This window comes from Sulfitobacter mediterraneus, assembly GCF_003054325.1.
GTDB lineage: Bacteria > Pseudomonadota > Alphaproteobacteria > Rhodobacterales > Rhodobacteraceae > Sulfitobacter > Sulfitobacter mediterraneus.
Window position 1 is genome coordinate 1 of the sequence record NZ_QBKU01000022.1, and the last position, 17,748, is coordinate 17,748.

The following is a 17,748-nucleotide window of genomic DNA, read 5'->3' on the forward strand; positions in this document are numbered from 1 at the left end:
GGCCTGACGCCGGCGGAATATGCTAACCGGTCAGTGAAGGACCAAAACCTGAACAGAGCTAACCTAAACTAGCGGACTCAATGGGGAGCAGGTCACTTGGTATGACCATATTTGCTGCGACAAATAGACAATATTTGTCGCTAGTTTCTGCATAGACCAAGGTGACTGTACCATCTCTTTTCCGGCGTCTCACACCAGACGTCATGTCCTGAGGACAGGTTATGCCGACGCACAACGTAAAACTTTACGATGTCGATCCTTACTCCCTTTTCTCCCAAACCATTGGGGGAACGGCCAACTACACAGGTCCGTCCACCACCTCTGGCACCGCAGCAATCACCGACAATGGAACCGGCGCCGATGGCCAGCATCTAGATGATGAAAATGGCGGCACTGTTCCGGTTTCCGTCAGCATCAATGGCGGCCCGGTCGAGGCATCCAACAGCTATGCGACCGAAAGCTGGACGCTACGGGATACGGTTACTGGCAAAGAGTTTCAGCTGGTCACGTTCCACGTTAATTCCGGCAGCTACTCAGGGTATTACACCCTTTCCGAGGTTCCGCTAATCGCTGGACGGTCCTATGAAACCCTGACCTTTGACGCAACGCCCGAGGCAAGCATTGGCGATGCCTCCTTTGCCTATGCCGATTATGCCGAAGCAAACGGTGTGGTCGATGGAACCAGCGGCGATGATGTCATCGACAGCAATTATAACGATGATCCAGCCAATGAGATGGTTGATCAGGGTAAGCTCCCCGTTCAATCAGAATTCAACTGGAGCGATTATGGCGACGAAAGAGACCTGCGCGGCGGCGTAACCCAAGACACCGGCGAAGTGCGGGTGAAAGTTGGCTATTCCGACATTCAGACCAACGAAGAGTTTTCCTCGGAAACCAGCGGCGGCAATGACCAGATCTATGTTGCCTCGGGTGAGCCGTTTGATCCAAGTTCGGCGGGTTACCTACAACAAAGCGGTAGCACAGACCCAAGCCGTATCTTAGTCGGATTTGGGACAGAAAACCGTTCAGACTTCAAAAGTGAGGTCGAGAATGTCAAATTCCGGATCAGCGACATTGACGGTCTGTACACGAATGACGAAGACAACGGATACAATAACTTCCAAGACGTCGTCACAATCACCGCGTTTGATGGCAGCGGCAATCCGGTAACGGTTAATATCACGCCCGGCTCCAACATGTCAGTGTCTGGAAACACGATCACCGGCGGAATGGCCAACTCCGCTCCCTGGTCCGCCGATTCATCCGCATTGATAGAGATTGCCGGACCTGTTTCTCGCATTTCTGTGACCTATGAAAACAACGGCGACACGCAGCAGGCGATCTATTTCTCCGACATCCATTTCGAGGCTGTGCCTCAGGAAAACTTCGACGATTCCATCGAAGCTGGTGCCGGTGATGACCTGATCTATGCCGGCGAAGGCAACGATTGGGTTCATGGCGGCACCGGCAATGATACCATCTATGGTGAGGACGGCAGTGATAGTCTGGCTGGCAACGAGGGCGACGATACGTTCTATGTTGGCGGCGGCGATTCCGCCCATGGTGATGACGGTGATGACACCTTTATCATCGACGGGGGCGAGCTGAACGGCGGCACCATTGGTGTGCTGGGCGGCGAAGGCGACGAGACCACAGGTGACACGCTGGACTTTGGCGGACATCTGCTTGCGGGTTCCGTGGTGATCACCGATGGCGATGACGCCAATGGCGGCAAGACCGGCACAGCGCAGCTGACGGACGGAACAACAGTTAACTTTTCGGAGATTGAGCAGATCATCTGCTTTGCCCGTGGCAGCCGGATAGAGACCCCATTTGGCCCGCGCCGCGTTCAGGATTTGAAGGCCGGTGATCTGGTGCTGACCCGCGACAACGGCACGCAGCCGATCCGCTGGGTCGGGACAAAAACAGTTGAGGGGCGCGGCAACCTTGCCCCGATCACCATTGCGAAGGGCAGCATCGGCAACAGCCACGCATTGCAGGTTTCTCCGCAGCACCGCATGTTGATCAACGACTACCGTGCCGACCTTTTGTTTGGCCAAAGGGAAGTCATCGCGGCGGCGTCATTTTTGATCAACGGGTCCGATATTACCCAACAGGAAACGGATAGTGTCACTTATTATCACCTGCTGTTTGACCATCACGAGATCATCAAATCCGCTGGCGCATGGTCCGAAAGCTATCAACCCGGTGACTACAGCCTGACAGGCCTGGGCCCAAAAGCCCGCGAAGAGGTATTTGCATTGTTCCCCGAACTGCGCAGCGATCCGGGCGCGTTTGGCCCCTCCGCGCGGCACAGCCTGACTTGCAGATCAGCGCGGTTGTTGGTCGCCTGAGCCCCGCAAGGGCAAATTCCAAACGTCCGATAACATTGCACGCTGCTGCACGGCGCGGTAATGCTGGCGCAATCTGATTGCAGGGCTTGCCAGCTATGAAACCCATTCGCCTCATGTCCGGCTTTTTCACCGTGGGTGTCTGGACCTTGCTCAGCCGTGTGATGGGCTTTATCCGCGAAGTGCTGCTTTTGTCACTGATTGGCCCCGGCCCGGTGATGGATGCCTTTGTCGCGGCCTTCCGGTTGCCCAATATGTTCCGTCGTTTTTTTGCGGAAGGTGCGTTTAATGCCGCCTTTGTGCCGATGTTTGCCAAACGGCTGGAGGGCGAGGACGGCGCGGGTGTGTTTGCACGCGATGCCTTTAACGGGCTGGCGTTGGTGGTGATGCTGCTGACCGCATTGGGCATGATCTTTATGCCCGCGCTGGTCTGGGTGACCGCCGAAGGGTTTTCCGGTGACGCCCGTTTTGACATGACGGTCAGTTACGGTCGCATTGCCTTTCCCTATATTTTTTGCATGTCTCTGGCAGCGTTGTTCTCGGGCATTCTAAACGCCACAGGGCGGTTTGCCGTCGCTGCGGCGGCGCCGGTGCTGCTCAATATCTTTGTGATTGCAGCCATGACCATCGGCGCCCTGTCTGGCGGCGCGGTGATTGACTGGCTGATTTGGTCCATTCCCGTTGCAGGCGTGGCGCAGCTGGCCTTGACCTGGCGGGCCGCGGCCAGAGCGGGCTTTGCCCTGCGTCCCGGCCGTCCGCGCTGGACCCCGGATATGAAAGCGATGGTCACCGTTGCCCTGCCGGCCGCGCTGGCCTCTGGCGTGATGCAAATCAATCTGGTGGTGGGGCAATTGGTGGCCAGCCAATATGACAGCGCGGTGTCTTGGCTATTTGCCGCGGATCGTCTGTATCAACTGCCGCTGGGTGTTGTGGGTATTGCCGTTGGCGTTGTTCTGCTGCCGGATCTGGCGCGACGCTTGCGGGCCGGTGATGATGATGGTGCGCATCATGCGCTGAGCCGTGCTGCTGAAATTGCGCTCGCCCTGACGATCCCCTCGGCGGTGGCCCTGATGGTGGTGCCGGGCAGCCTGGTCCGGGTGCTGTTTGAACGCGGCGCATCCGATGTAGACGACACCGCAGCCATTGCCACGGCGGTCTTGATCTATGGCTTGGGCCTGCCTGCCTTTGTATTGCAGAAAATCCTGCAACCGGTTTATTTCGCCCGCGAAGACACCCGCCGCCCGTTCTATTTCGCGCTGGTCGCCATGGTGGTGAACGCCGCGCTGGCGGTCGGGCTGGCGCCCTTTGTTGGCTGGATTGCACCGGCGATTGCGACGACATTTGCCGGTTGGGCGATGTTTGCCTGTCTTGCCATCGGGGCGCGGCGTTATGGCAAAGCCGTGAAGTTTGACGCGCGGTTCCACAAGCGGATCTGGCGCATCGTTATCGCATCACTGGTGATGGGCGCGGCGTTGTGGCTGGGCAATGCCGTGATGCAGCCCTTCCTTGGATTGCCATGGTGGCGGGGGCTGGCGCTTTTGGTGCTGATCGCGATTGGCGCGGTCAGCTATTTTGGTGTGGGGCAAATGATTGGCGCGTTCCGCCTGGCCGAGTTTAAGGGCGCAATGCGGCGCGGGTGATCGCATAGCGGTCAGCGGCGCTGCAACTTGGCCCTGATCCGTGCCCATTCACCGGGGGCCAGCAGAAAACACAGACCAAAGCCGCAAAAGAACCCAGCCAATTCCGCCACCCACATGGTGCCGGTTTCAAAGAACACACCCCAGACCAGTTGGATGCCCATCAGAACCGCAATCAGCGAGAAAGCCCGATATTGCTGTGTTCCGCGACCCGCCAGATGCCGCCACATCACAAAGGAATAGCCCCCGATCAGTCCATAGGCGTTGGGGTAGGCACCGGCCAGCCAAACAGGATCATTGAGCAGCAGCGCATAAATCGCCGCGCCGCCTACGCCTGACAGGATAAAGATCGCCACAAAGGCCATCTGCCCCATCACTTCGGCCACCATCTTGCCCAGCGCCAGAAGCAGCACCATCGCAAACAGCCCATGGGTAAATCCCAGATGCACAAAGGGATAGGTCACCAACCTGCGAACTTCTGACAAAGGCCACTGACCATTGGCCAGCATCCAGTCAAAAATCTCACCTGAGAACGCGAAATCGCGGATCAGGCCCAGCCGCCATCCCACAGCACCGGGGCCGCCGATCAGACCCGCCTCGCCCAGCGTTAGCCCCGCCTCGACCCCGGCGATGGCCAGAAACATCAAGATGACCGCGGGCGGCAATGGGTTCACGGGCGGCTGGATATCGGGGTCTTGCATTGGGGGCTCCTTGACGGGGTTCGCGCCCATGAGTAAGCCGTGACAACCGCCAAATCCAGCCCAGAGGTGCCTGATGTCCAATACCAATTTCACCCCGCGTGTGTTTTCCGGCATTCAGCCGTCTGGGGATTTGCATCTGGGCAATTATCTGGGCGCGATCCAAGGCTTTGTGCGGATGCAGGCGCAGGACATCCAGACCGTCTATTGCATGGTCGATATGCATGCGATCACCGTCTGGCAGGATCCGGCGGATCTGCGTCACAGCACCCGCGAATTGGCGGCGGGTTTTATTGCATCGGGGATCAGCCCGGAGAAATCTATCCTGATCAACCAAAGCCAGGTGCCCGAGCATGCCCAGCTGGCCTGGGTTTTCAACTGCGTGGCGCGGATGGGCTGGATGGGCCGGATGACCCAATGGAAAGACAAGGCGGGCAAGAATGCGGAAAAAGCTTCGCTGGGCCTGTTTGCCTATCCGGCGCTGATGGCGGCGGACATCCTTGTCTATCACGCGACCCATGTGCCAGTGGGCGAGGACCAGAAGCAACATCTGGAACTGACCCGAGACATCGCCGCCAAATTCAACCACGACTATGGCGTTGATTTCTTTCCGATCACCGAGCCGGTGATTGAAGGCGCGGCAACGCGGGTGATGTCCCTGCGGGACGGCTCCAAGAAGATGTCGAAGTCCGATCCATCAGACGCCAGCCGGATCAACATGACAGACGATGCCGACACCATTGCCAAGAAAATCCGCAAGGCCAAAACCGACCCAGATGCTTTGCCATCCGAAGCTGCCGGGCTGGAGGACCGCCCCGAGGCCCGCAATCTGGTGAATATCTATGCCGCCTTGAACGAGCAATCGGTTGATGCGGTTCTGGCCGAGGTCGGCGGACAGCAGTTTGGCACGTTCAAACCCAAACTGGCCGAGCTGGCCGTTGCCAAAATGGCCCCGATTTCGACAGAGATGGCGCGACTGATGGCCGACACCGCCGAGATCGACCGCATCCTTGCCAAAGGTGCCGAACAGGCGCGCGAGATCACAGCACCGATCCTAAAGCGGACCTATGAAATCGTCGGGATGGTGGGTTAAGCAAGCCGCCGAGGGCGCTGCCCCCGGACCCCCGGAGGTTTAAGGGCCAAATGAAGAGGGGCGTGTTGCGTCCCTTCGTGGCAGTCATCTGTTGTTCTGTGCGCGGGTTCACATCCGCTCTGCGCGGGTGCCTCTGTTCAAAATGCCTGAGCTTCCCCATGTAGAGGGAGGAAACAGGAGAACAGCATGACACATCCCAGCGTTGGGCATGTCCATCTCAGGGTTGCGGACCTTGATCGGGCAATAGATTTTTACCGTGATGTTTTGGGGTTTGATCTGACCCTGCGATATGGGGATCGCGCGGCCTTTTTGGGGGCGGGCGGGTATCACCATCATATCGGGTTAAACACCTGGGAGAGCAAAGGCGCAAGCCCGCCACCGCCGGGGCATACCGGCCTTTACCATGCGGCATTTCTTTATCCGGATCGCACAGCGCTGGCGCAGGTTTTGCGGCGGGTGGTTGAGGCAGGCATTGCCTTGGACGGTGCCGCCGATCATGGGGTGAGCGAAGCGGTTTATCTGCGTGATCCTGATGGCAACGGTGTTGAGCTTTATTGGGATCGCGCCGAGGCGGATTGGCCGCGTGATGCGCAGGGTGCCTTGGCGATGGTCAACGATCCGCTGGATGTTCCGGCGCTTTTGGATACCGCCCCTTAGCGGATGGACAATCCAGCATGGCGCTGGCAGTTTCGCCAGGCAAAAGGGGCATTTGGACGCGCCATGTTCCAATGCCTGCTTGCTGGCTGATCTATAGACTTGAAACGCGAGGCCCTATGCCTGATCCGAACCCAGACGCCCTTCGATTTTTGCAAACCCGTCGGTCGCGCCCTGCCAAGACTCTGGCCGGGCCGGTGCCGGATCGGGCTGCTTTGATCCCACTTTTGACGGCGGCGGCGCGCAGTCCGGATCACGGCAAGTTGGAACCGTGGCGGTTTATTGTGTTGGAAACACCCGCGATGGCGCGATTGGCCGAAGTTGTCCAAGCACGCGGCGCGGCTTTGGCCTTGCCTGAGGAGCAGATCGTCAAAGGTCGCAGTCAGTTTGATCAAGGTGGTCTTGCGGTTGTCGTGGTCGAAGTTCAAAAACCATCCGAGAAAATCCCGGCATTGGAACAAACCTATGCAGCAGGTGCCGTTTGTCTGGCGCTGTTGAATGTCGCGCTGGCCGCTGGCTGGGGGGCGAATTGGCTGTCTGGCTGGCCCTCCCATGATCGCGGATTTATGCAAGACGGGTTGGCGCTGGCCGATCATGAGCGTATTGCGGGGATTATTCACATCGGCACAGAAACATCCGCGCCGCCCGAACGGCCGCGGCCAAATATCGAAAGCATAACGACATGGCTCTCCCGCTGATTTTCAATTCTTTTTTCATGGCGATTGGCCAGTTGACGGACCGGCGTTTCCGCCGTGTCTTCTTTATCGGCATCGCGCTGGCGCTGGCATTGTTGATCGCGGCCACGGCGGGTTTTTCGTGGTTGGTGGACTGGCTGACACCCGAGCAGGTCTGGCTGCCGATCATTGGTGAGGTGACATGGATTGGTGATTTGCTTTCGTGGGGATCGGCGTTCTTGCTGTTTTTTCTGTCGATGTTCCTGATGATCCCTGTCGCATCAGCCATCACATCGATGTTTTTGGATGACGTCGCCACAGCAGTCGAAGCAGAGCATTATCCGGGTCTGCCCCCCACCACGCCGGTGCCATTTGGCGACGCCCTGCGCGACACGGTGAATTTTCTGGGAGTGTTGATTGGGGCCAACATTCTGGCTTTGCTATTTTATTTTCTGTTCAACGTCTTTGCACCGCTGGTGTTCTGGACGTTGAACGGATTTTTGCTGGGCCGCGAATACTACACCATGGCCGCGATCCGCCGGGTTGGCCGGGTCGAGGCCAAGAAGCTGCGGCGCAAACATATGGGCCCGATCTGGCTCGCCGGTATTTTGATGGCAATCCCGCTGTCGGTGCCGCTTCTCAATCTGGTGATACCAATCCTAGGCGCGGCAACCTTTACCCATCTGTTCCACCGTCTCTCCATGCGCCAGCCCTGAACCAGCTTTCGATGTCATCGACGCTGATCCATTCGGACAGGATGATGGTGGCAACAATGGCCCAAATCACGGCTGCAATCAGCGTGGTCCATAGCGCCTTTTTGTGCAGGTGATGATGCTCCGGCGCGCCTGCATGGGTGCCCGGCACAACGTCATTCAGATCACCTTGGGTTTGCACGCGGATCGGCAGGGCGATGAGAAAAGTCATCGCCCAGATCACCGCAAAGAGGACGAAGCCAGATGTCACACCCATGGCTCAGACCTGCTCCAGCTCGACCAGAGCGCCGTTGAAATCCTTGGGATGCAAGAAGATCACCGGTTTGCCATGTGCGCCGATTTTGGGCTCTCCGGTGCCAAGCACACGCGCACCGGTGGATTTAAGATGGTCGCGGGCGGCGATGATATCATCGACCTCATAGCAGATGTGGTGAATGCCACCTGATGGGTTCTTGTCCAGAAACCCCTGGATCGGGCTGTTTTCACCCAAAGGATACAACAATTCGATTTTGGTGTTCGGCAGTTCGATAAAAATCACGGTCACGCCGTGATCCGGCTCGTCCTGCGGGGCGCCGACATTGGCCCCCAAAGCATTGCGATATTGATCAGCCGCAGCCTCCAGATCCGGAACGGCAATGGCAACGTGGTTCAGGCGTCCAATCATCTTATGATCCTTCGTCATTTGAGTTGCGGTCTTATCGTCCCTGACGGGGGCAAGAGCAATGCGTCACGTTAACCTGCCATTAGCCAACGGTGCGTAACCATACTCATGCCAAAGGATGATGATGGAGGCCAGAATGGATACCACGGACCCGTTTACCGCGACGATCCCCGCGCCCACGGCGGCGCGGCCACTATTAGGGCTGACCGTCCTTGTGGTGGAGGACAGCCGCTTTGCCTGTGAGGCATTGCGCCTGTTGTGCTTGCGGTCCGGGGCGCGGATCAGGCGGGCGGATTGCCTCCGCTCTGCCCGGCGGCATCTGCGGGTCTACCGCCCGTCCGTCATCATCATTGATCTGGGCCTGCCCGATGGCAGTGGATTGGACCTAATTGAAGAACTTGCGCATAGCCAGCCTGCGATTGTCGGTATTCTGGCGATGTCGGGCGATCCTGTTCTGGAGAATGCGGCACTGGCCAAAGGCGCTCATGAGTTTATGTCCAAACCAATTGTTGCGCTGGCCCCGTTTCAGGACAAGGTTCTGTCACTGCTGCCACCCGAACAGCGCCCGCAAGGGCCGCGGCGCGTTGATCTGACCAAGGTTGAACCGGATCGGATCGCATACCGCGATGATATCGCGCATGTCGCCGATATTCTTGAAGATGCCCCGACAGATCACACGCTGGATTATGTGGCACAGTTTCTTGTCGGCGTGGCGCAGGCCGCGGGTGACGATGGTTTGGCCGCTGCGGCCAAAACACTGGCACGGCAACGGGCAAAGGGGCATGCAGCCGCATCGGATAAGGCGCGTATCGCGGGGCTCATCCAAACCCGTCTGGCGGAGCGGATCGCGATTTAGAAATCTCTGCTTAAAGGGTCGGATCAGAGGCGGTGCGCACCAGCCCGGTCAAATCGCCAAGGCGCTCCAACTGCTGTCCATTGCTATCAAAATTGGCGGGGGACAACCAGGCTTCAAACGCCTCTTTCAAAGCGGGCCATTCGCTGTCTATTGCGGCGAACCAAGCGGTGTCACGGTTGCGGCCTTTGACCACCGCAGCTTGCCGAAATACCCCTTCATAGCTAAAGCCCAGCCGCTGCGCGGCGCGGCGCGACCCGACGTTGAGCGCGTTGCATTTCCACTCATACCGCCTGTAGCCAGCGTCAAAAGCCCATTTCATCATCAGATACATGGTCTCCGTCGCGGCACGGGTGCGCTGCAACGCTGGGCTATAGTTGATGTGGCCCACTTCGATGCTGCCCATATCCGGTGCCACCCGCAGGAAACTTGCGACACCTTCCCATGCGCCGCTTTCAAGGTTGCGGATCGCATAGAAGAACGGATCGGGTTGACCGGCATGATCGCGCACCCAGCGATGGTATTGGGATGCCGAGGAAAACGGACCGTAAGGCATGTAGTCCCAAACATGGTCCTGCCCCTGATAGGCCCGAAACAACAGCGCTGCGTGCGCCTCAGCCGAAAGCGGCGCCAATTCGGCATATCGCCCTTTGAGAATCGCGCCATCCGGGCGCGGCGGCACTGTCCAGTTCGGAACCGGTGTGCCAAGAGATGTGTCTGGATGTATCGGATCACTCATGTGGGCAGGTTAGGCGCAGTCCCGCCCAAGGCCAAGCCCATAACGCGGCGGCAGGTGGCCCCAATCGTCGCAAAAGCAGCATAAGCGGCGCATAATCTGGCCATATTGCGATGTGATGCTGTTTTTATGCCGCTGCTCCCTGAAGAGGTCCCCATGACTGATAAAACTGCCCCGCAAGATCGCCGTGAATTGGAAAATCTGGTCAGCTTCGACTGGATCGTGTTCACTGCCGGTGTTGTTGGCTTGGCGGTTGTGATCATAGCCTCGGTGCGCGAAGGCGAGCATGGGCTTATTGGGCAACTGGGCAGTTATGTCGGCAGCTCAAGCCTGTTCTAGACCATCCTACCTCAGCGCATTAGCTCCGGATCCGGCCCCATTTCGAGCCCCGGAAACACTTTTTCCTGCAGGGTTGAAACCGGCAGGCCGGTCATGCCACGTATGATCCAGGCCAGGGGCGCGCGCACGTCATCGGTCGGCATCAGGTCTCGCTGTTGATACAGCGCCTGTTCCCCCAGCCCCGGCCAACGCCCAAACACGCGGCCGCCGCGAATGGCACCGCCCGCCATGACCATCAGGCCTGCTGTGCCGTGATCCGTGCCGCCCGTGCCATTTTCACGGGCCGTCCGTCCAAATTCCGTGAGTGCGACCAATGCCGTTTGCCCCCAAACCGCCGCGCCCAGATCCTGTTTGAGGGTGAGGATCACATCTGACAATTGCGCCAAGCTGCGCGGTAAGGTGCGGGCTTGGGCGCGGTGCGTGTCCCAACCATTGAGCGAGAACGCAGCGATACGCGCCGGGCCGCGCAACCGGTCCCCGGCAAACTTTGCGATTTCGATATGTGCCGGCCCCTTTTTGCCCGATCCCGCGCCCGGCTGCGCACCCGAAAGCAATTGCGCCTCCATCAGAGCGGCATACATCTGCGGATCGATTTTCATGATCTGTTCGGCCAGACGCAGGGCCTGCGGGCTTAGGTGCAGCGCCGCATCAGGGGTCCAATTGGCCACTGGTGCGGCACCATCCAACAAGGTCAAGGGCTCCTGCCCGATACCATAAGCTGTCTCGGCCTCGACCTGCGGTAGGAATTGCATCAACCGGTTGAGCCAGCCGTCGCGCCCTGCTCCGGCCAGATCCTGGGTGCCAGCCTCCAGTAAATCCTGCCCGTCAAAATGGCTGCGCTTGTCGCGGTAGGGCGTCGAAACGGCATGCACAAATCCCAATTCTTCGCGGTGCCAAAGCGGCATGAGATCCCTTAACGCTGGGTGCAGCGCAAAATATCCATCCAGATCCAACGGCGCATCGCCCTTGGCCAAGGTCGGGCGCAGGGCCGCAAAGGCCGGGTCGCCGGTGGGCCGCACCACATCCAGCCCATCCATACCGCCGCGCAGGATGATCACGACCAGACGCCCCTGCCACGGGGCATTGGCCAGGCTGAGCGGTGTCCAAAGCGGGCTGGCGGCCAGCGAACAGCCGATCAATCCGCTGCGGGTCAGTATCTGCCTGCGGGAGAGGGGCGCATGGGTCATCAGGTCACCGCCTTTGAAACGCCGGAGCGCAGAGCACCAGACCAATCGCATCCGCGCGGGTCTCTGCAGCGCTGGCGGCAAAGACCACATCAGCCGGCGGGTTCGGGCCGAGTGCATCATGCACAAAGTTGCGGGGATCTGGCAGATCGGGCCGCAGTTGCGCCGGCGCGTTCACCGCCCAGTCCAACCGCGCCGCGATGCCCTGCGGCGTGATCCATGCGCCATCGTCTTCCGGCCAGCCGTCCGGTCCTGCCGGTTGTTGCCATGCCTGCCCCATCAACCGCATCGGTGTGAGCAACAGCCGCCGGATTTGGGCAGGTCTGAGCGCCTCCATCATCTCGGGCTTCACCGCCATTGCCCGCAACGCCGCGCCAACAAATTCGTCCGGGGGCCGAATGTTTGGCGCGTTCATGGTCCATGATGCAGGATGGTGCAGCAAGGCCGCGTAGCATGTCATCAGATCACCGCCGCTGCCGAGGTAGGTCTCTTGCAGATCCTCGATGAGATCCGGCGGCGGAGTATCGGACACAAAATGCACCGCCAATTTGCGGGCGATATGCGCGGCGGTGGCCGGGTGCAGGGCCAGATCAGTCAAAACGGCGTGGATCGGGGCAAGCCCCGGCGGCCCGCCATAGCTGCGGCCCAGAACTGTCTCTGCACCGGGTTCGGCCATGTTGCGACGAAACTTGAAGCTGTAATCGCGGGTGCCCGCCAGCCCTGTCAGCAGCTTGGCCAGCTCATGCACATCGTTTTGAGTATATGGCCCGCCGACCCCCAACGTGTGCAGCTCCAACACCTCACGGGCGAGGTTTTCATTCAAGCCCCGCTGTCTATCGGGGCGCTGTGCCGCGCGGCTGTTTGGTCCGGCAGAGGTGTTCTGATCGAGATAGTGCAACATCAGCGGATGGGTGACGCAGGCCCGCAGAAGATCGGCAAACTTGCCGCTCACATGAGGGCGCAGGGCCTCTTCGAGATAGGCAGGTGCAGCGGCCCGCAACAGCCCGCTTTTGCCCCGTGCGGTGAAGTGATCGGCCCAAAAGGCAATCAGCCTTTCCCGAAAGGCATGCGGCGTGCCGATCCGTCGTTGGAGCGCCGCAACCGTCCAGCGCTGGCGGTCGTGAAACAGGGCGCGGCGGGCGAGCTTGGCTTTCTGTTCAGCCGCCTGTCCCGCCTCGGTCTCCGGGTTCTTGCGGGAATATCTGGAAAATCGGCGCACATAGACAATCTGGTCCTGAATATGCCTGAAGCCGGGGATCGGATAGGCCTGTGCCATCACATCCGCGCCTTGCAGCCCCGACAACATCTGCGCCACAGAGAACGGCGGCACGATCTGCGGGGACAGCCCATAGCCAAACCGCCGTTCCGCCATTTCGGGAGTGAAAGGCATGGGGTCACATCCTTAGTTTCCGACGCGCCAAGTATAGCGGATTGAAAATTTATTTTTCTCTAATTGTCGCGCCGACCCGCAGCACGGGAACCGGGATGGCAGCGGCGCGTTGTTACAGCAGACACAGAAAGGGATCAAAATGCCATCTATTTATGACGCCATCAAATCCGACCATGACGCACACCGCGACCTGTTAAATACTTTGGAGCAGACCAGCGGTGACACCCCCGAACGCCGCGAAGCATGGGACAGTTTTTACCGCGATGTAAAATCACATGCCGCCGCGGAGGAAGAGACATTTTACTCCAAGCTTATCTCCGAAACCTGGGGGCAGGATTCGGCCCGCCATTCGGTACACGAGCATCAGCAGCTGGACGATCTGATGGAAGAGCTGAACGGGATGGATATGTCATCGCCCGGTTGGCTGACCAAGTTCAAGACGCTCAAGCATGACTATGAGCATCACATCGACGAAGAAGAGAACGAAGTGTTCACCCGCGCCCGCGAGACGATCGGCGAGGAACACAACGAAGCCTTTGGACAGCGTTTTGAAGAGCGCAAGAAAGAGGAACGCGGTCTGATTGAGGAAAAGCGCGAGGACAGTCTGGAAGACTGATCAACGACCGCCAAACGAAAAGGGCCGCATCGCTGCGGCCCTTCTGTTCGATTATTCCTGCGGAATGACCCGCAGACCCAGATCCATCAACTGATCCGATGTTGGATCGGATGGCGCGTTCATCATCAGATCTTCGGCGCGTTGGTTCATCGGGAACAGGATGACCTCACGGATGTTCTGTTCGTCCGCCAGCAGCATCACAATCCGGTCGATGCCGGCCGCGCAACCACCGTGCGGCGGGGCGCCGTATTGGAAGGCGTTGACCATGCCGCCGAAACGCTTGCGCACTTCCTCTTCACCGTAACCGGCGATTTCAAAAGCCTTGAACATAATTTCAGGACGGTGGTTCCGGATCGCGCCGGACACCAGTTCATAACCGTTGCAGGCCAGATCATACTGATAGCCCAGAACGTCAAGCGGATCGCCTTGCAACGCTTCCATCCCGCCTTGCGGCATGGAGAAGGGGTTGTGTTCAAAGTCGATCTTGCCGGTCTCTTCGTCCTTTTCGTAGATCGGGAAGTCGACAATCCATGCAAAGGCAAAGCGGTTTTTGTCGGTCAGGCCCAGTTCTTCGCCGATGACGTTCCGGGCGCGGCCCGCAACACCTTCGAAGGCTTTTGGCTTGCCGCCAAGGAAGAACGCCGCATCGCCGATGTTCAGGCCCAGCTGCTGCCGGATCGCTTCGGTGCGTTCGGGGCCGATGTTCTTGGCCAATGGGCCAGCAGCTTCCATGCCGCCCTCGACTTCACCGGATTTGAGCTTGGCTTGCGCCTCTTTCACGGTGATGCCCAGTTCTTGCGCCACAGCATCGGCGGTTTTTTCGCGCCAGAAGATATAGCCCATGCCCGGCAGGCCCTCTTTCTGGGCAAAGGCGTTCATCCGGTCACAGAATTTGCGGCTGCCGCCCGTGGGTGCCGGAATGGCGCGGATCTCGGTGCCGTCTTGTTCAAGCAGTTTGGCAAAGATCGCAAAACCTGAACCGGCAAAGTGTTCGCTCACCACTTGCATCTTGATCGGGTTGCGCAGGTCGGGCTTGTCAGAGCCATACCAAAGCGCAGCATCTTTGTAGGAAATCTGTTCCCATGTCTCATCCACTTTGCGGCCGCCGCCGAACTCTTCGAATACACCTGCGATCACCGGCTGAATGGTGTCAAAGACATCCTGCTGGGTGACGAAGGACATCTCGAGGTCCAGCTGGTAGAAATCAGTCGGCGAACGGTCCGCACGTGGATCTTCATCGCGGAAACACGGCGCAATCTGGAAATACTTGTCAAAGCCAGAGACCATCAACAGCTGTTTGAACTGCTGGGGCGCTTGCGGCAATGCATAGAACTTGCCCGGATGCAGGCGCGACGGCACGAGGAAATCGCGGGCGCCTTCGGGGCTGGATGCGGTGATGATCGGCGTCTGGAATTCTTTGAACTTTTGGTCCCACATGCGTTGGCGGATCGAGCTGACCACATCGGAGCGCAGGATCATGTTGGCTTGCATCTTCTCGCGGCGCAGATCGAGGTAGCGATAGCGCAGGCGGGTCTCTTCAGGATATTCCTGATCGCCAAACACCATCAGGGGCAATTCATCCGCCGCACCAAGCACTTCGACTTCGCGGATGTAGACTTCGATCTCGCCGGTGGGCAATTTCGCGTTGATCAGGCTTTCGTCACGCGCCTTCACCACGCCATCCACACGGATGCACCATTCAGAGCGGACCTTTTCCAATTCGGAAAATGCCGGGCTGTCCGGATCGCACAGAACCTGCGTCATGCCGTAGTGATCACGCAGGTCGATAAACAGAACGCCGCCATGATCGCGGACACGGTGAACCCAACCAGACAGGCGCACAGCGTCGCCCTTGTTTTCAATGTTCAGATCAGCACAGGTGTGGCTGCGATAGGCATGCATGACGGTCCCTTTCAGTGGGCGGAAAATCTTTGCCGCACCTACACCGTTTGAGGGGCCAGAAGTCAAGACCACATGGGCAAAACCCACCGCAACGCGGCAAGCATGCGCCACTGATCTTTTGCTGGTGGGGCGGCCCGAACATTGGCCGGGCTGCCCCGTTTTTGGTTAGGTCAAAGCCCGACGCAAACCCGGCAGGCGTGACAGGATCAGGCTGTCGATGGCCAAAACGCTCAGCAAGGCGATGCCCGCCATCGGAAAGGCCATAGAGACGCCAATGCCAACCAGCGCAGCACCCTGCCACAGCGGCATTTCTTTGGGCAGCGGCGGCGCGGCCAGACGGCTGGCACCCGCAGGGCGACGTTTCCACCACAGCACAAGCGAGCTGACGCAGAGGAACAGCACCGAAAGGCAAACCACGGTATTCGCCAAGACTGACCACAGACCAAGCGTACCCATATGCAACGCGATGCCCACGGCCATCGCCTTGCCCGCCAACGAATAGTCGGCATAACGCACATCAGCGAGGATCTTGCCGGTGTATTGATCAATGTGGACCGTTCTGTCGGACATCGGATCGGTGCTGTCGGTGCTCATGGAATCGCGGCTCAGCGTCCAGACACCAGTGTCCCCTTTGGGCAGATTCATCTGGTATCGCCCGTCAAAGCCAATCTCGCGGGCAAAGGCGTCAACACTGTTCAGCGTCACGGCTGGTGCAGTGATCCCCTCAATGCCTGCTGTGCTGCCAGAGGCGGGCATCGGCGTAAGCTCAAGCGCCCATGGCACCTCACGGCGGGCATGGTTCATATTGGCATGTGTGTCATCGGACAATGGGACAGCGTCCCATTTCTCGGCTGGAAATTGGCTCCAGGCTTGGACAAATTTGCCGCCCCAAATGCCCGCCCATGCCAGGCCTGAAACCAGGAAGAACACAAGAAACAGCGAAAGCCAAATACCGATCACCCCATGCAGGGATTTCCAAAGATTGCGCCCACGGGTCAGGCTGGGCACCAGCGCCTTGCGCCATCCTGCCGCGCGGGGCCACCACATATAAAGGCCGGTCGCAACCAGCACCAAGGCAAGCGATGCAGCCGTTTCCAGCATCCGGTCGCCGGTCACGCCCAGCATCAGATCGCTGTGAATACCATCGACAAAGTCGTACCAGCCACTGCGGCGGGGAAAGGTGTCGATGACTTTCGCGGTGTAGGGATCGACGGCAACCATTGTCGCCTCGCCGTCATGATCCACCCGGAACAGCGCCGCAACATCAGCCGTACGCGGGGCGACATATTGCTTGAGCGTGCCTTCGGGGATCGCAGTGACGGCAGCAGCGGCCTGTTCAGATAGGGGCGCGATGATCTCTTGCGGGGTGACGGCGGTGCGTTCGCCATCGCGGCCATCAATCCACGCAATCCACAGCATCGCCATGCCCGTCACAGCAAGCACCGCCAGAAAGGGAATAACAAAGAGACCGGCATAGAAATGCCAACGCCAAGCGGCGAAATAGAATTTGTTTGCGCTCGCATCCTGCGGCGCATCAGTTGTCAGGGTCGTCATAAAAGCTCCAAGCCTTTGGGCCCGCGTGCTGCGGGCAATTGATCTGTTGATTTAGGAGAACAAGATCAGGCTTGGGGTGGGGCGCGGGTCTGTTGGCCGGGATCACGCGGCACAGCATGATGGCGCAACTGTGCCAAACGCATCAGCTTGAGCGTCTGGGGAAGCCGCAAGACGATGGGATGTTCAAAGGTGTCCGGCACAACGGTTGCGGCGATCAGCCTGCAAGCGGAACACTCATCCGCACGGGCATTTTTGGGGTCTTCAAGATCACCGCAAAGGCCGCTTAGGGCTCCGCCGGACAGCAAGAAGGCCTCAAGGTTGGCATCCAAAGTCTGGGCCGAAACGCGGTGTGCAAAACCTACAGCAGTCAAAGCCACAATCAACGATGCGACTATGGCAAGCTCTGACATTCTGACAATCACGCGCTTCATCCGATTACCGATAGGGCAATCAGCGGGCCTCTTCCAGACGATTATCCCGGCGATTGTCAAAATCTAAAGCGTGACGCTGGCTTAGGATCGACTAACACCGCTTGGAAACGCAACAGGAAAAGGCCCGCCGGAAAGGGCGGGCTTGGTCGCTTGCTATTTTACTTAGTTTTTTGGTTGCGGGAGTAGGATTTGAACCTACGACCTTCAGGTTATGAGCCTGACGAGCTACCGGGCTGCTCCATCCCGCGACACTTTTGTTGGC

Annotated in this window: 18 protein-coding genes and 1 tRNA gene; 9 read left to right on the plus strand and 10 right to left on the minus strand. The window is 58.9% G+C overall.

The window, feature by feature from the left end; translation table 11 throughout:
* Positions 1-221: 221 nt before the first annotated feature.
* Positions 222-2,354: a Hint domain-containing protein gene (locus C8N31_RS19745; protein WP_025050013.1), complete on the plus strand. Its 2,133-nt coding sequence runs from the start codon at positions 222-224 to the stop codon at positions 2,352-2,354.
* A 95-nt stretch (positions 2,355-2,449) separates the two neighbouring features.
* Positions 2,450-3,991: a murein biosynthesis integral membrane protein MurJ gene (murJ, locus tag C8N31_RS19750; RefSeq protein ID WP_025050014.1), complete on the plus strand. Its 1,542-nt coding sequence runs from the start codon at positions 2,450-2,452 to the stop codon at positions 3,989-3,991.
* Positions 3,992-4,002: 11 nt separating this feature from the next.
* On the opposite strand, the gene C8N31_RS19755 is transcribed toward murJ, so the two are convergent.
* A complete protein-coding gene (locus C8N31_RS19755; RefSeq protein WP_025050015.1) occupies positions 4,003-4,689 on the minus strand; it encodes a rhomboid family intramembrane serine protease in 687 nt (228 codons plus the stop codon).
* Between the two features lie 73 nt (positions 4,690-4,762).
* Between C8N31_RS19755 and trpS the strand changes: the two genes are divergently transcribed.
* From trpS to C8N31_RS19775, 4 genes are all read left to right on the plus strand, one after another.
* Positions 4,763-5,779 (plus strand): tryptophan--tRNA ligase, encoded by a 1,017-nt coding sequence (gene trpS, locus C8N31_RS19760; RefSeq protein ID WP_025050016.1) that lies wholly within the window; start codon positions 4,763-4,765, stop codon positions 5,777-5,779.
* A gap of 186 nt (positions 5,780-5,965) precedes the next feature.
* Positions 5,966-6,436 carry a VOC family protein gene (locus C8N31_RS19765; protein ID WP_025050017.1) on the plus strand — a complete coding sequence of 157 codons (471 nt, stop codon included), beginning with the start codon at positions 5,966-5,968 and terminating at the stop codon, positions 6,434-6,436.
* A gap of 116 nt (positions 6,437-6,552) precedes the next feature.
* On the plus strand, positions 6,553-7,131 hold the full coding sequence (locus tag C8N31_RS19770; protein WP_025050018.1) for a nitroreductase family protein: 579 nt from the start codon (positions 6,553-6,555) through the stop codon (positions 7,129-7,131).
* Positions 7,116-7,823, plus strand: coding sequence for an EI24 domain-containing protein (locus C8N31_RS19775; protein WP_037919101.1), 708 nt, complete (start codon positions 7,116-7,118; stop codon positions 7,821-7,823). Before C8N31_RS19770 ends, C8N31_RS19775 begins: the two co-directional genes overlap by 16 nt.
* Here C8N31_RS19775 and C8N31_RS19780 read toward each other — a convergent pair.
* The gene (locus C8N31_RS19780; protein WP_025050020.1) at positions 7,783-8,076 is read right to left on the minus strand and encodes a DUF1467 family protein; all 294 of its coding nucleotides are present in this window, start codon (positions 8,074-8,076) and stop codon (positions 7,783-7,785) included. The genes C8N31_RS19775 and C8N31_RS19780 overlap by 41 nt on opposite strands.
* 3 nt (positions 8,077-8,079) lie before the next feature.
* Positions 8,080-8,484: a methylmalonyl-CoA epimerase gene (mce, locus tag C8N31_RS19785; RefSeq protein WP_025050021.1), complete on the minus strand. Its 405-nt coding sequence runs from the start codon at positions 8,482-8,484 to the stop codon at positions 8,080-8,082.
* Between the two features lie 133 nt (positions 8,485-8,617).
* Here mce and C8N31_RS19790 point away from each other — a divergent pair, with 133 nt between their 5' ends.
* The gene (locus C8N31_RS19790; protein WP_025050022.1) at positions 8,618-9,337 is read left to right on the plus strand and encodes a response regulator; all 720 of its coding nucleotides are present in this window, start codon (positions 8,618-8,620) and stop codon (positions 9,335-9,337) included.
* Positions 9,338-9,347: 10 nt separating this feature from the next.
* Here C8N31_RS19790 and C8N31_RS19795 read toward each other — a convergent pair whose 3' ends face one another.
* Complete coding sequence (locus C8N31_RS19795) at positions 9,348-10,073, minus strand: GNAT family N-acetyltransferase (protein ID WP_025050023.1); 726 nt, start codon at positions 10,071-10,073, stop codon at positions 9,348-9,350.
* A gap of 153 nt (positions 10,074-10,226) precedes the next feature.
* On the opposite strand from C8N31_RS19795, the gene C8N31_RS19800 reads away from it, so the two are divergent.
* The gene (locus C8N31_RS19800; RefSeq protein ID WP_037919107.1) at positions 10,227-10,409 is read left to right on the plus strand and encodes a hypothetical protein; all 183 of its coding nucleotides are present in this window, start codon (positions 10,227-10,229) and stop codon (positions 10,407-10,409) included.
* An 11-nt stretch (positions 10,410-10,420) separates the two neighbouring features.
* Here the strand turns inward: C8N31_RS19800 and C8N31_RS19805 are convergent, their stop codons facing one another.
* Together C8N31_RS19805 and C8N31_RS19810 are read right to left on the minus strand one after the other, a co-directional pair.
* On the minus strand, positions 10,421-11,596 hold the full coding sequence (locus C8N31_RS19805) for a DUF1501 domain-containing protein (protein ID WP_025050025.1): 1,176 nt from the start codon (positions 11,594-11,596) through the stop codon (positions 10,421-10,423).
* 4 nt (positions 11,597-11,600) lie between these two features.
* A complete protein-coding gene (locus C8N31_RS19810; RefSeq protein WP_025050026.1) occupies positions 11,601-12,983 on the minus strand; it encodes a DUF1800 domain-containing protein in 1,383 nt (460 codons plus the stop codon).
* A gap of 139 nt (positions 12,984-13,122) precedes the next feature.
* Between C8N31_RS19810 and C8N31_RS19815 the strand changes: the two genes are divergently transcribed.
* Complete coding sequence (locus C8N31_RS19815) at positions 13,123-13,599, plus strand: hemerythrin domain-containing protein (protein ID WP_025050027.1); 477 nt, start codon at positions 13,123-13,125, stop codon at positions 13,597-13,599.
* Positions 13,600-13,650: 51 nt separating this feature from the next.
* On the opposite strand, the gene aspS is transcribed toward C8N31_RS19815, so the two are convergent.
* The 4 genes from aspS to C8N31_RS19835 form a co-directional block, all read right to left on the minus strand.
* Positions 13,651-15,501: an aspartate--tRNA ligase gene (gene aspS / locus C8N31_RS19820; protein WP_025050028.1), complete on the minus strand. Its 1,851-nt coding sequence runs from the start codon at positions 15,499-15,501 to the stop codon at positions 13,651-13,653.
* Positions 15,502-15,666: 165 nt separating this feature from the next.
* Complete coding sequence (locus C8N31_RS19825; protein WP_025050029.1) at positions 15,667-17,055, minus strand: PepSY-associated TM helix domain-containing protein; 1,389 nt, start codon at positions 17,053-17,055, stop codon at positions 15,667-15,669.
* 65 nt (positions 17,056-17,120) lie between these two features.
* Positions 17,121-17,486 (minus strand): hypothetical protein, encoded by a 366-nt coding sequence (locus C8N31_RS19830; RefSeq protein ID WP_025050030.1) that lies wholly within the window; start codon positions 17,484-17,486, stop codon positions 17,121-17,123.
* Between the two features lie 171 nt (positions 17,487-17,657).
* Positions 17,658-17,734: transfer RNA gene (locus C8N31_RS19835), tRNA-Met, on the minus strand.
* Positions 17,735-17,748: the final 14 nt, after the last annotated feature.